Raw genomic sequence first — 13,786 nt, 5'->3', positions numbered from 1 at the left:
AATTTCCCGGCCGAGTCAAAGAGGGGCGGTCGATCGGGTAATAGGCGGTAGTTATCCTCGCTCCGATGGGTGCCTGCCCCGTCCGCGTTGTGCCTGGTCACGGCCGTGCAGGGAAATGTGCGATGCTTCGGAAGGCGAGCGGAACCGGAAGATAAGCGGTACCTATCGCGTGATCGATACGGCCTCTTTGACTTTCCTTCGCGGAATCAAAGAAAATGCCGTTCGGCGGGATTCGTATTCACGAAAGAGGCAGACACACCATGAGCAGCAGCATCGAGGACCCGATCGACGAACTGACGGTCACGCCTCCCAAGACGTGGGCGACGGGTGTCCCGGCCGTGACGCACGCGCTGGAGTACTCGCTCAGCCAGACCTCCCCGCGGCGCACCATGCTCACGCTGCTGAACATCAACCAGATCGACGGCATCGACTGTCCCGGCTGCGCCTGGCCCGAGGACAAGAAGCGGCACTTCAACGAGTACTGCGAGAACGGCGCCAAGCACATCAACGACGAGGCCACCTCGCGCCGCGTCACCCGTGAGTTCTTCCAGCAGTACTCGATCGCCGAGCTGGACTCGAAGTCCGACTACTGGCTCAACCAGCAGGGCCGGCTCACCGAGCCCATGGTGAAGTGGCCCGGCGCCACCCACTACGAGCCCATCACCTGGGAGAAGGCGTTCGAGGTCCTGGCGAAGGAGCTGAAGCAGCTCACCTCGCCCGACGAGGCGATGTTCTACGTCTCGGGCCGCCTGAACAACGAGGCCGCCTTCCTCCTCCAGTTGTTCTCCCGGGCGTTCGGCACCAACAACCTGCCCGACTGCTCCAACATGTGCCACGAGTCCACCGGTTGGGGTCTCGGCGCCGCGCTCGGCATCGGCAAGGGCAGCGTCTCGCTGGACGACATCCACCACTCCGACCTGATCTTCCTGGTCGGCCAGAACCCCGGCACCAACCACCCGCGCATGCTCGCCGCGCTGGAGGAGACCAAGCGCAACGGCGGCGAGGTCGTCGCGGTCAACACCCTCCCCGAGGCCGGCCTGATGCGGTTCAAGCACCCGCAGAAGGCGCGCGGTGTGATCGGCAACGGAACCCAGATCGCCGACCAGTTCGTGCACATCCGCGCCGGCGGTGACATGGCCCTCTTCCAGGGCCTCAACAAGCTGCTGCTGGACGCCGAGGACGCCGCGCCGGGCACCGTGCTCGACCACCAGTGGATCCAGAAGAACTCCCGCGGTTTCCAGGAGTTCGCCGAGAGCGTCCGCAAGATCTCCTGGGACGACATCCTCCTCGCCACGGGCATGACCCTGGACGAGATCAAGGAGGTCCACGAGCGGGTCATGAAGAGCAAGAGCGCCATCGTCTGCTGGGCGATGGGCGTGACCCAGCAGAAGCACGGTGTCGCCACCATCCGCGAGATCGTCAACTTCCTGATGCTGCGCGGCAACATCGGCAAGCCGGGCGCCGGTGTCTGCCCCGTCCGCGGCCACTCCAACGTGCAGGGCGACCGCACCATGGGCGTCTGGGAGCAGATGTCCGACGAGTTCCTGGACGCGCTCGGCCGCGAGTTCGGCTTCGAGCCGCCCCGCCACCACGGCTACGACGCCGTACAGGGCATCCGCGCGATGCACGAGGGCAAGGCCAAGTTCTTCCTCGGCGTGGCCGGCAACTTCGTCCGCGCCACCCCGGACAGCGAGTACACCGAGCAGGCCATGCGCAACTGCTCGCTGACCGCGCACATCTCGACCAAGCTCAACCGCTCCCACACCGTCTGTGGCGACACCGCGCTGCTCCTGCCCACCCTGGGCCGCAGCGACCGGGACATGCAGAACGGCGTCGAGCAGTGGATCACCGTCGAGGACTCCATGAGCGATGTCCACCGCTCGCACGGCAAGCTGCCCCCGGCCTCCAAGTACCTGCTCAGCGAGGTCGCCATCATCAGCCGTCTGGCGATCGCCACGCTCGGCGACAAGTACGGCATCCCGTGGAAGAGCTTCGAGGCCGACAACGACAAGGTCCGGGACCGGATCTCCCGCGTCGTGCCCGGCTTCGAGAACTTCAACGAGCGCATCCGGCAGCCCGGAGGCTTCAACCTGCCGAGCCCGGTCAACAGCGACACGTTCCCGACCCCGAGCGGCAAGGCCGAGTTCTGGGCCAGCCGGTTCGAGATGCCGCATGTGCCCGCCGGCCACCTGCTGCTCCAGACGCTGCGCTCGCACGACCAGTGGAACACCATCTGGTACGCGCCCAACGACCGCTACCGGGGCATCCACAACGCCCGCCGCGTCGTCATGGTCAACCCGGCCGACCTGGAGCAGTTCGGCTTCCGGGACGGCGACATGGTCGACCTGGTCAGCGTGTGGACCGACAAGGAGCGCCGCGCCGAGTCCTTCAAGGTCGTCGCCTACCCGACGAGCCCCGGCTCCGCCGCCGCGTACTACCCGGAGACCAACGTGCTCGTCCCGCTGGACAGCGTCGCCGACATCAGCAACTGCCCCACCTCCAAGGGCGTGCTGATCCGGCTGGAGCCGTCCCGCATCCCGGCTCCCGGCCTCGCCGGCTGATCCGGCCACCGACTCCCCTCCCGACGGTCCGGGAGGGGAGGTGAACCGCGGATGGCCCGGTACCCGCTTCCCCGGCGGGACCGGGCCATCCGCGGATGCCACCCGCACCCCGCGCCACCCCGTTGCCCAATCGCGTGATCCACGCGTACAGAAAGGCACTTCACGGCATGCCCGCTTCCCGCACCGCGCACGGCTGGCTCCCGGCGGCCGGCGCGGTGTTCGCCGCAGGATGGGGCGCGAACCAGTTCACCCCGCTCTCCTCGGTCTACCGCACACGCGAGCACTGGCCATCCCTCCAGGTCGCCCTGATGTTCACGACCTACCTGGCCGGCTTCCTGCCCGCGCTGCTCACCGGTGCCCTCGCCGCGGGCCGCCTCGGACGCCGCGGCGTGGTGCTGCCCGCACTGCTGTTGTCCGCCACCGCCAGCGCGCTGCTGGCCGCGGCCGCCCACTTCCGCCCGGCCGTCTACGCCAGCCGGCTCGCCACCGGCGTCGCGGCCGGACTCCTGCTCTCGGTGGGCAGCGCCTGGCTGCGCGAACTGTCCGCCACCGCCGGGCCCGCCCGCGCCGCCCGCCGGGTCACCTGGGCCGCCGGCTCCGGCTTCGCCGCCGGTGCCCTCACCGCGGGCGTCCTCGCCCAGTGGTTCCCGCACCCCCTGCTGCTGCCCTGCCTCCTGCACTGCCTGCTCGCCCTCACCGCCCTCCTCGCACTGCGCCGCACACCGGAGACCGCGCCACCGCCCGTACGGGACGACCCCGACGGGCCCTGGCCGCCCGCAGTCACCCACCCCCGCTTCGTCCGCGTGGTGCTCCCGGCCGGCCCGGCCGTCTTCGCCGCCTCCACCGTCGCCTATGTCGTCCTGCCCCCGCTGGTGGCCGAACGGACCTCCGGCTACGCGCCCCTGTTCAGCGGACTGGTCACCGCCCTGACCCTGCTCACCGGGCTCGCCGTACAGCCGCTCGCCGAGCGCATCGACCACGCCCACAGCGCCCGCGCCACCCTCACCGCCATGGCGACGGTCATCTGCGGCCTGCTGCTCAGCGCCCTCGCCGTCCAGCACGGCTCCACGGGCCTCGTACTGCTCGCCGCCGTCCTCCTGGGCGCCGGGTACGGACTCACCCTCGCCTCCGGACTGCGCGAGATCGAACGGCTGACCAGGCCGCGCGCCAGTCCTTCCGCCCTCTCCCTGTACCACGGTGTCACCTACAGTGGATTTCTCACACCACTGCTGCTCGCCGTGACCGCAGGAGCCGCCCCCTACCCCGCCCTGCTGGCGGGTCTGGCCGCCATCGGCCTACTGTGCCTGATGATCACCGCGTGGCACAGCCGCCGGCACCTTCCCTGACCCCGGCGGCCCGGCAACGGCCCGGCCGCCGACCCCAACCAACCGGCACACACCGGCTCCAGCGGCGACGACAACCCCCGGCCCGGAGCCCGAGGAGAGGAACAAGACCATGGGACGAGTGACCGTGCGGCGTCGAGTGCTCCGCATCCGCGACGGCGCGTCCTCGCACCGCCCGGACACCCTCGCCGCCGAGGAACCGATGGAGATCCGAGTCGGCGGCCGCCCCCTCACGGTGACCATGCGCACCCCCGGCGACGACTTCGACCTCGCCGCCGGCTTCCTGGTCAGCGAGGGCGTCGCACACGCCGAGACCGACGTGGCCGGCATCCGCTACTGCCTGGGCGCCACGGACGACGGCAGCAACACCTACAACGTGGTCGACGTCGTCCTCGGCCCCGGTGTCGAGGCCCCCGACGCCTCCCTGGAACGCAACTTCTACACCACGTCCTCCTGCGGCCTGTGCGGCAAGGCCAGCCTGGACGCGGTACGCACCGTCGCCGCCTGGTCCGTCGCCGACGACGAGCTGCGCATGAGCCCGGAGATGCTGGCGACCCTGCCCGAGAAGCTGCGCGCCGCCCAGAAGGTGTTCGACAGCACCGGCGGCCTGCACGCGGCCGGTCTCTTCTCCTCCGACGGCGAACTGCTCTGCCTGCGCGAGGACGTGGGCCGCCACAACGCCGTCGACAAGGTCGTCGGACACGCCCTGCGCTCCGGGCTGCTCCCGCTGCGCGGCTGCGTCCTGATGGTCAGCGGCCGGGCCTCGTTCGAGCTTGTACAGAAGGCGGTCATGGCCGGCATCCCTATGCTCGCCGCCGTCTCCGCCCCGTCCTCGCTCGCCGCCGACCTCGCCGCCGAGAGCGGCCTGACCCTGGTCGGCTTCCTGCGCGGCGACTCGATGAACGTCTACACCGGCGCCGAACGCCTGGAACCGCAGCCCGTCGCCTGACCCGCGCCGGCGGCCGCGCCCGAGAGGGCGCGGCCAGGGCCCGTGCTACGCGAGCGGCAGCGCGGGGCCGCCGGGCAGCCGCTCCAGGGCGGCGGCCACGTCCGTCTCCGTGGCGACCTCGGTCAGCGCGCGGGCCATCACCGACCCCGGCTGCTGGGACGTCGTCACCAGGCCCACCGGCACCGTCCAGTCCGGCTCCACCAGCGGCACCGCCCGCATGCCGTGCGGCACACCGAACACGTGCAGCCACGCGTGCGGCACGACGCTCGCCCACCGGCCGGTCCTGACGTGCGCGAACAGCGCGGCGACGGAGTCGGTCTCCACCCGGGGCGTCGGCTTCGCCCCGGCCCTGGCGAACACGTCGTCCAGCACCCGCCGGCCCTGCATCGACTCGTTCAGCAGGCACAGCGGGAGCCGGGCGGCCTCCGCCCAGGTCGCCGTCGACCGATGCGCCAGGCCGTCGGCCGCGGTGATCAGCAGCACATAACGTTCCTCATAGAGCGGAATGGCGTGGAAATGCCCCGAGAGTTCTTCCGGCAGATACGTGATTCCGGCGTCGATCTCGAAATTCTGGAGCTGGCGGAGAATGTCCTCCGACTGGAGATCCGCTATCACTTCCACGGTGACCAGCGGATGTTCCGTGCAGAACGGACCGGTCAGCAGCGAGACGGCCGCGGACGCGGTCGGCACCGAGCCGATCCGCATCCGGCCGCTGAGCCCGCAGCGCAGGGCACCGACCTCGTCCCGCAGCGCGTCACGGTCCGCGAGAATCCGCTGCGCCCACACGACGATGCGCTCGCCCTCCGGGGTGAGCCCCTCGTACTTGCGGCCGCGGCGGACCAACGGCACGTCAAGCTCGTCCTCCAGCTTCCGGATCGCCTCGGAGAGCGCGGGCTGGGAGACGGAGCACGCCTGGGCGGCGCGGGCGAAATGGTGCTCCCTCGAGAGAGCGACGAGGTATTCGAGTTGGCGAAACAGCACGTCATGGGTGTACCCGACCGCTGACCGAAAAGCCAATCGGCGCAGCGGCCCGCCCGACCCGGGCCCCTGCCCCCCCGGCGGTCTCCGGGCCGGGCGGAGAGGGCTTGGGGGCCACTTCCACGGCGTGAAGACCGTATGCGAATTCACACAATTCCGGACTTCCCTTCGGGATTGCCCGGCAATTCACCGAGTGTAATGCGCGAGGGTACTTGGCCCTCCCCGATTTGCTAGAGTTAGTGATCTATGGACCGCGGCAACACCTCTCAGCTCATCGCTGGACTAACCCGTGTTCTCTCGCCACGTGGCTCATTCACCATGGCCAAGGTCAGCGGGGCGCTCCCTTTCGCGCTGCGGGCCGCGCTCACGATGGCGCTGCCCACCCTGCCGCTGGTGCTGCTCGGCCACCCGAACCTCGCCGTCTTCCCGGCCCTCGGCGCCTTCACCATCACCTTCGAGCGCAGCCTCCCGCTGCGCCGCCGCAGCCGGCTGTGGGTGCTCGCGCTGGTCGCCCTGGCGATGACGGCCGCCGTGGGGTTCGGCTCGCTGCTCGCCGTCTGGGTGGGCCCCTCCGGCCCCTGGAACCAGGGACTCGCCGCCGTGGTGGGCATGGCCGCGGTCGCCGGAATCGCCAAGTTCGGCTGTGACTACGCCGGGCTGCGCGGCCTCGGGGCCGTACTGATCCTGGTGGCCTTCGCCATCACCGCCGAGGGCACGCCCGCCCTGGCCGACGTGTTGCCGCACACCGCGCTCACCGCGCTCGGCGCGGCCATCGCCTGGCTGGTGTGCCTGCCCAACTCCCTCCAGCCGCAGCGGCTCCAGCGGCTCGCGCTCGCCGACGCCCTCGAGTGCTTCGCCCGCGCCCTGGAGGCCGCCGGGCCGATCGAGACCTCCAAGGCCCGCCACCAGGCCATCGTCGCCGCCCTGCGCGCCCACCACGCGCTCAGCGACCCCGACGACGGTGACGGCGTCCTCGGCCTCACCCGCCGGGCCCCCGGCCGCCCCGCCGCCCCCGGCTACTCCGCCGACTACGTCTGGGCCCTGCTGACCACCGACACCTGGCGCGACGCCGAGGGCGAGGTCGTCGCCCGGCACTTGCGCGAACAGGCGCGGATGCTCTCCGACCGCCGCTGGCACACCCTGCTCCCGCTGCCCGAGGAACTGCTGGAACCCCACCCCGGCGACAGCGCGCCCGGCCGCCCCGCCACCGTCACCCCCGCCCCGCCCGAGACCCGGCCGCCGACGCCCCCCGCCCCGCCCGCGCACGCCGAGAGGAGACCGGCCAGGCCGCGCGGACGGCGCCGCCGCCGGGCCGCCGCCTTCCTGCCGACCGCCGTACGGACCTTCGTCGGCACCGCGGCCGCGGGCGGGATCGCCCTCTTCCTCGGCGTCGGCCACAGCTACTGGGCCGCGATCTCCGCCGCCGCCGTTCTGCACTCCATCAACGTGTGGAGCACCATGCAGCGGGCCGTGCAGCGCACCCTCGGCACCGCCATCGGCCTGCTGCTGACCAGCGCCGTCCTCGTCCTGCACCCCGGCCCGGTGGCGATCATCTGCCTGATCATCGTCTTCGAGTTCTTCCTGGAGTACGTCGTCGCCCGCAACTACGGGCTCGGCGTCGTCTTCCTCACCCCGCTCGCCCTGCTGCTGAGTGAACTCTCCTCGCCCGTCTCCGCCTCCCGGCTGCTGCACGACCGCGTGATCGGCAGCGGCATCGGCATCAGCGTCGGCCTGGTCTGCGCCCTGCTCCTGGTGCACGGCCGGGCCGCCGTCCGCATGCGGGAGGCGCTGCACCTGTGCACGGTCGTCTCCGACCAGGCCGAGCACGCCCTGCGCAGCACGGCCGGCCGGCGCCGGGTGGCCCAGGTGCAGTTGGCCGCGTCCGCCGTCGAGCTGTACGAGGCGAAGGAGGCCGCGAGCGGCGAACTGCGGCCCACGGGTGTCGACCCCGCCGCCATCGCCGCCGCCGAGCACCGGGCGTACGACCTGCTGGGGCGGCTCAGCCGGGCGGTGCTCGCCGACGACCGCGCCAGACGCGGCCGGGGCCGCAGACTCCCCGGAACGGCTCGACCATCGTGAGCCGCAAAGGCTCAGCTTTACTTCCACAAACCCCTCTGTACCGCGCCGACTCAATGCCACAGCGGCGACTTCCCAGGCTTCGGCGCAGCCGATGTGAACGGGCCGCGCCGTCGGCGTGAATCCGCACGACAAGCCGCCCTGAGCGTCTATGTTCGTCTCGCGCGCAAGCTGATCAGAAAGCAGGTTTCCATGACCGAGACACAGCCCGTCGTCGTTCCTCCGGCCAGGGCGGCGGTATTCCTCGTGGTCACCATCGACGAGGGCGGCGAGGACACCGTACGAGGCTTGCTGGAGGATGTGCAGTCGCTGCGCCGCTCCACCGGATACCGCGATCCCGACGCCCAGTTGAGCTGTGTCGTCGGCATAGGCTCCGCGGCCTGGGACCGCCTCTTCACCGGGCCGCGCCCCGCCGGGCTGCACCCCTTCGTCGAGCTGGACGGCGAGCGCCACAAGGCCCCCGGCACCCCCGGCGACCTCCTCTTCCACGTGCGCGGGCGTCGTATGGACATCGTGTTCGAGCTGGCCCGGCAGTTCGCCCAGCGGCTCAAGGGCGCCGCCACGGTCGTGGACGAGGTGCACGGCTTCAAGTTCTTCGACGACCGCGACCTGCTCGGCTTCGTGGACGGCAGCGCCAACCCCGAGGGGGAGCGCGCCGCCGACTCGGTGTACGTCGGCGACGAGGACCCGGGCTTCCAGGGCGGCAGCTACGTCATCGTGCAGAAGTACCTGCACGACATGGACGCCTGGCACGCGCTGTCCACGGAGGAGCAGGAGCGGGCCATCGGCCGGTCCAAGCTCGCCAACATCGAGTTCCCGGACGAGGTGAAGGCCCCCGACTCCCACGTCATGCTGAACACGATCGAGGGCAAGGACGGCCGCGAGCTGAAGATCGTCCGCGAGAACATGCCGTTCGGCACCATCGGCGACGACGAGTACGGCACCTACTTCATCGGCTACGCCCGTACGCCCGACGTCACCGAGCAGATGCTCCGGAACATGTTCCTCGGCCGGCAGCCCGGACAGCACGACCGGATCCTCGACTACTCGAGGGCCGTCACCGGTTGCCTCTTCCACGTCCCGACCGTCGCCTTCCTCGACGCGCTCCCCGCGGCCCCGGAGAAGAAGGCGGCCGAGCGGGACATAGCCCTCAACGCCTCATAGCCCCAGCACGCCTGAACGGACGGCACCGGCCCTCTCTCAGGGCCGGTGCCGTCCGTTCGTTCCGGCGTACCCCAACCCCCTGCCAGCGGACGCTGATCGGAACCAGGAAGCATTCATGTCGCCTCTCTCGCACGGTACTTCCCAGCAGCCCGACGAACCCGCCCTCGCCGTGAACCCGTTCTTCGGGCAGGCGAACCTGCTCGGCGGAATGACCGAGGACCCGCCCAAGCACCGCCTGGCGGAAGGGCCGTTGGCCCCCGACACGGCCTACCAGGTGGTCCATGACGAGCTGATGCTCGACGGCAACGCCCGGCTCAACCTCGCCACCTTCGTCACCACCTGGATGGAACCCCAGGCCGGGCGGCTGATGGGGGAGTCCCGCGACAAGAACATCATCGACAAGGACGAGTACCCGCGCACCGCCGAGCTGGAGCGGCGCTGCGTGGCCATGCTCGCCGACCTCTGGAGAGCCCCCGACCCCTCGCAGGCCGTGGGCTGCTCGACCACCGGCTCCAGCGAGGCGTGCATGCTCGCCGGGCTCGCCATGAAGCGCCGATGGACCCAGCGCAACGCCGACCGCTATCCCGCCGGCGCCCGCCCCAACCTGGTCATCGGTATCAACGCCCAGGTCTGCTGGGAGAAGTTCTGCAACTACTGGGAGGTCGAGGCCCGCCAACTCCCCATGGAGGGCGACCGGTTCCACCTCGACCCGCAGGAAGCGGTCGAGCTGTGCGACGAGAACACCATCGGCGTCGTCGGCATCCTCGGCTCCACCTTCGACGGCTCCTACGAACCCATCGCCCAGCTCTGTGCCGCCCTCGACGACTACCAGGAGCGCACCGGCCTCGACATCCCGGTCCACGTCGACGGCGCGTCCGGCGCGATGATCGCCCCGTTCCTCGACCCGGACCTGGAATGGGACTTCCGGCTCCCGCGCGTGGCCTCGATCAACACCTCCGGCCACAAGTACGGGCTGGTCTACCCCGGCGTCGGCTGGGCCCTGTGGCGGGACAGGGCGGCGCTGCCCGAGGACCTGATCTTCCGGGTCAACTACCTCGGCGGCGACATGCCCACCTTCGCCCTCAACTTCTCCCGCCCCGGCTCCCAGGTCATCGCCCAGTACTACACCTTCCTGCGCCTGGGCCGCGAAGGCTTCCGCACCGTCCAGCAAGCCACCCGTGACGTCGCCATGTCGCTGGCCCGGAAGGTCGAGGACATGGGCGACTTCAAGCTGCTCACGCGCGGCGATCAGTTGCCGGTGTTCGCCTTCACCACCGCCGACCACGTCACGTCCTACAACGTCTTCGACATCTCCCGCCGGATGCGGGAGACCGGCTGGCTGGTGCCCGCGTACACCTTCCCGCCCAAGCGGCAGGACCTCGCCGTGATGCGGGTGGTGTGCCGCAACGGCTTCAGCCGCGACCTCGCCGACCTGTTCGCACAGGACCTCGCCCGGCTGCTGCCCGAACTGCGCGACCAGCCGCACCCGATGGTCCCGGACCACCAGGCCGGGACCGGGTTCCACCACTCGGAGAACCGCGCGGAGCGGTAGCCGGTCAAAAACGTTCCCTGTGCAGGTAGTTCGTCGTCGCCCCACGCCGCCGGGCCTCTCCCCGCGTGCCGTGGGGCGACGCCCTTCCTGGTCACGGGCACGCCGAGGTGACCTAGGGTGGGGCGCACTCGCGTCATGTGCACGCAGCGAGTCGGCCTGGAGCACAGGGAGTTGTGATGAGCCAAGACACGTCGGGGCGACCCGTCGGCGACGCCGAAAAGCGGGCCCCGGAGTTCCACCCCTATCACCACCCGGCGGCAGGCTGGGGAGCGGCCAAGAGCGTCACGCGCTTCCTGATACGGGAGCGTGAACTCCTCGAAGGCCCCAAAGCCATCCAGAAGATGAACCACGAGGGCAAGGGCTTCGACTGCCCCGGCTGCGCCTGGCCGGACGACCTCAAGGGCCTCCGGCTCGACATCTGCGAGAACGGCATCAAGCACGTCACGTGGGAGATGACCCACAAGCGCGTCGGCCCCGCCTTCTTCGCCGCCCACACCGTCAGCGAACTCGCCACCTGGAGCGACGCCGCGCTGGAGGACCAGGGCCGCCTCACCCACCCCATGCGCTACGACGCGGACACCGACACTTACGTCCCCATCTCCTGGCAGGACGCCTTCGAGCTGGTCGGCAGCACCCTGCGCAACCTGGAAAGCCCCGACCAGGCGTCGTACTACACCTCCGGCCGGCTCGGCAACGAGGCCACCTTCCTCTACCAGTTGATGGCCCGCGAGCTGGGCACCAACAACCTGCCCGACTGCTCCAACATGTGCCACGAGGCCAGCGGCCGCGCCATGCAGGCCGCCCTCGGCACCGGCAAGGGCACCGTCGACCTGGAGGACTGGGAGAAGACCGACGCCCTGTTCATCATCGGTGTCAACGCCGCCTCCAACGCCCCCCGGATGCTCACCTCGCTCGCCGAGGCCTACAAGCGCGGCGCCAAGATCGTGCACATCAACCCGCTGGTCGAGGCCGCCGCCACCCGCACGATCATCCCGCACGACTTCGTGGACATGGCGCTGAACCGCGCCACCCCCACCAGCTCGCTCAACCTCCAGGTGCGCATCGGCGGCGACATGGCCCTGCTGCGCGGCATGGCCAAGGCGATCTTCGCCGAGTCGGAGACCGACCCCAAGGCGCTGGACCAGGAGTTCATCGACCGGCACACCTCGGGTTTCGCCGAGTACCGAGCGGTCGTCGAGGCCACGCCCTGGGAGGAGCTGGAGCTCCAGTCCGGGCTCAGCCGCGCCGAGATCGAGTCCGCCGCGCGCATCTACTGCGAGGCCGACCGCGCCATCTTCAGTTGGTGCCTCGGTGTCACCCAGCACGAGCACGGCGTCGACACCGTCCGCGAGATCGTCAACGTCCTTCTGCTGCGCGGCAACCTGGGCCGGGAGGGCGCCGGTCCGTCCCCGGTGCGCGGGCACAGCAACGTGCAGGGCAACCGCACCTGCGGCATCGACCACCGGCCCTCCAAGGAGTTCCTGGACCGGCTGGCCGAGGTCTGCGGGATCGACCCGCCCCGCGAGCACGGCCTGGACACCGTCAACACCATCGAGGCCATGCACACCGGCGATGTGAAGGTGTTCGTCGGCATGGGCGGCAACTTCGCCCTCGCCGCGCCGGACAGCGCCTACACCTTCGACGCGCTGCGCAAGTGCGAGCTGACCGTGCAGGTCAGCACCAAGCTCAACCGCAGCCACCTGGTGCACGGCAAGCAGGCGCTCATCCTGCCCTGCCTCGGCCGCACCGAGAAGGACAGGCAGGCCACCGGCGAGCAGGGCACCTCGGTCGAGGACTCGATGTCCATGGTCCACCTCTCGGTCGGCATGAAGCGCCCCGCCTCCGAGCACCTGCTCTCCGAGCCCGCGATCATCGCCGGGATGGCGCGCGCCGCCCTGCCCGACAGCGCCACCCCCTGGGAGTGGTACGTCGAGGACTACGACCGCATCCGCGACACCATGGCCAAGGCGCTGGAGGGCTTCGAGGACTTCAACCGCCGGGTCCGGCTGCCGCTCGGCTTCCGCATCAAGCAGCCCGCCCGCGAACTCGTCTTCCGCACCCCCTCGGAGCGCGCCGAGTTCTCCAGCGCCGGCCTGACCGACGTCATCCCCGGGGCCGGCATGCTCAAGCTCGGCACGATGCGCTCCCACGACCAGTGGAACACCACGATCTACTCGGACGACGACCGCTACCGAGGGGTCAAGAACCTGCGCACGCTGATCTTCATGAACAAGGAGGACATGGCCGAGCGCGGGCTGAAGCTCTTGGGCGAGGTCGACATCACCAGCATCGCCAAGGACGGCAGCCAGCGGTCCGTCCACGGCTACAAGGTGATCCCGTACGACATCCCGCAGGGCTGCGCGGCCGGGTACATGCCGGAGATGAACGTGCTCTGCGCGATCGGCGACTACAGCACGCAGAGCGACCAGCCGCTGATGAAGAACGTCAACGTCGTGGTGACGCCTGTCGCCTAGAGGCCCGACTGAAACGGCCGGTCCTTTTCCCAGGGCCGGCCGCTTTCTTGTTCGCGGTGTCCTCAGGAACCGATCTCGATCGAACGCGGGGTCGCCGCCTGGGATTTCGGCAGCCGGACGGTCAGTACACCGTCGGAAAGATCGGCCTGTACGCCGTCGACATTGACGTCACCGGGAACCCGCACGCCGTAGGAGAAACTTCCCGACCTGCGGCGCAGCGCGTTTCCGCCGGTGGTTTCGTCGAGCGCACCGTGAATGTGCAGCTCGCGGCCGTCGACCTCGATGTTCACGCTCTCCCGGGGAATGCCCGGCAATTCGGCGCGGACCAGATAGGCGTCGCCCGCGTCCTCCTCCTCGACCAGCGGCATCCAGTGCCGGGTCGGCTCGGCCGGCTGTGCGGACTGCTCCACCAGGCGGCTGACCTCGCCCCACAACTGCTGGAGTTCCACCACGGGATCGTGTCCGGCCCACCAGGCCGACCTCGCAACGCCCGCACGTTCGCTCATGCCCAGACTCCTCTGCGCCGGCTCCGGTCCGTCTCGCACCGGTCGTTCGGATTCCGAGTCTAGGCAGAATGCGCTTCGTCCGCGCGGGCAACGGAGCGTGACCGTCACGAGCCGCTGCTCGCGTGCATATAAGGAATGCGCACAACAGGGTCGGGGGCGCCGGCAAAGGGATGGGGTAAGCCC

The 13,786-nt window shown here is 70.2% G+C and carries 9 protein-coding genes; 7 read left to right on the top strand and 2 right to left on the bottom strand.

Annotated elements, in window-relative coordinates:
• The first annotated feature begins 260 nt into the window (after positions 1 to 260).
• From OG448_RS01280 to fdhD, 3 genes are all read left to right on the top strand, one after another.
• Positions 261 to 2,561, top strand: a complete 2,301-nt coding sequence (locus OG448_RS01280) for an FdhF/YdeP family oxidoreductase (protein ID WP_405550803.1) — start codon at positions 261 to 263, stop codon at positions 2,559 to 2,561.
• A gap of 167 nt (positions 2,562 to 2,728) precedes the next feature.
• A complete protein-coding gene (locus OG448_RS01275; protein ID WP_405550801.1) occupies positions 2,729 to 3,907 on the top strand; it encodes an MFS transporter in 1,179 nt (392 codons plus the stop codon).
• A gap of 109 nt (positions 3,908 to 4,016) precedes the next feature.
• The gene (fdhD, locus tag OG448_RS01270) at positions 4,017 to 4,853 is read left to right on the top strand and encodes a formate dehydrogenase accessory sulfurtransferase FdhD (RefSeq protein WP_399565836.1); all 837 of its coding nucleotides are present in this window, start codon (positions 4,017 to 4,019) and stop codon (positions 4,851 to 4,853) included.
• Between the two features lie 45 nt (positions 4,854 to 4,898).
• On the opposite strand, the gene OG448_RS01265 is transcribed toward fdhD, so the two are convergent.
• Positions 4,899 to 5,834 (bottom strand): LysR substrate-binding domain-containing protein, encoded by a 936-nt coding sequence (locus OG448_RS01265; protein ID WP_391296431.1) that lies wholly within the window; start codon positions 5,832 to 5,834, stop codon positions 4,899 to 4,901.
• Between the two features lie 315 nt (positions 5,835 to 6,149).
• On the opposite strand from OG448_RS01265, the gene OG448_RS01260 reads away from it, so the two are divergent.
• From OG448_RS01260 to OG448_RS01245, 4 genes are all read left to right on the top strand, one after another.
• Complete coding sequence (locus tag OG448_RS01260) at positions 6,150 to 7,910, top strand: FUSC family protein (protein WP_405550799.1); 1,761 nt, start codon at positions 6,150 to 6,152, stop codon at positions 7,908 to 7,910.
• 189 nt (positions 7,911 to 8,099) lie between these two features.
• Positions 8,100 to 9,071 (top strand): Dyp-type peroxidase, encoded by a 972-nt coding sequence (locus OG448_RS01255; RefSeq protein WP_405550798.1) that lies wholly within the window; start codon positions 8,100 to 8,102, stop codon positions 9,069 to 9,071.
• A 115-nt stretch (positions 9,072 to 9,186) separates the two neighbouring features.
• Positions 9,187 to 10,623 (top strand): glutamate decarboxylase, encoded by a 1,437-nt coding sequence (locus tag OG448_RS01250; protein ID WP_405550795.1) that lies wholly within the window; start codon positions 9,187 to 9,189, stop codon positions 10,621 to 10,623.
• Between the two features lie 176 nt (positions 10,624 to 10,799).
• Positions 10,800 to 13,097: an FdhF/YdeP family oxidoreductase gene (locus tag OG448_RS01245; RefSeq protein WP_405550794.1), complete on the top strand. Its 2,298-nt coding sequence runs from the start codon at positions 10,800 to 10,802 to the stop codon at positions 13,095 to 13,097.
• Between the two features lie 62 nt (positions 13,098 to 13,159).
• On the opposite strand, the gene OG448_RS01240 is transcribed toward OG448_RS01245, so the two are convergent.
• On the bottom strand, positions 13,160 to 13,546 hold the full coding sequence (locus OG448_RS01240; protein ID WP_405550792.1) for an Hsp20/alpha crystallin family protein: 387 nt from the start codon (positions 13,544 to 13,546) through the stop codon (positions 13,160 to 13,162).
• Positions 13,547 to 13,786: the final 240 nt, after the last annotated feature.

The organism is Streptomyces sp. NBC_01171 (genome assembly GCF_045039805.1).
In the GTDB taxonomy this organism is placed as follows: Bacteria; Actinomycetota; Actinomycetes; order Streptomycetales; family Streptomycetaceae; genus Streptomyces.
Note: the sequence above shows the minus strand (reverse complement) of the source record. Positions and strands in the feature narration are given on the sequence as shown.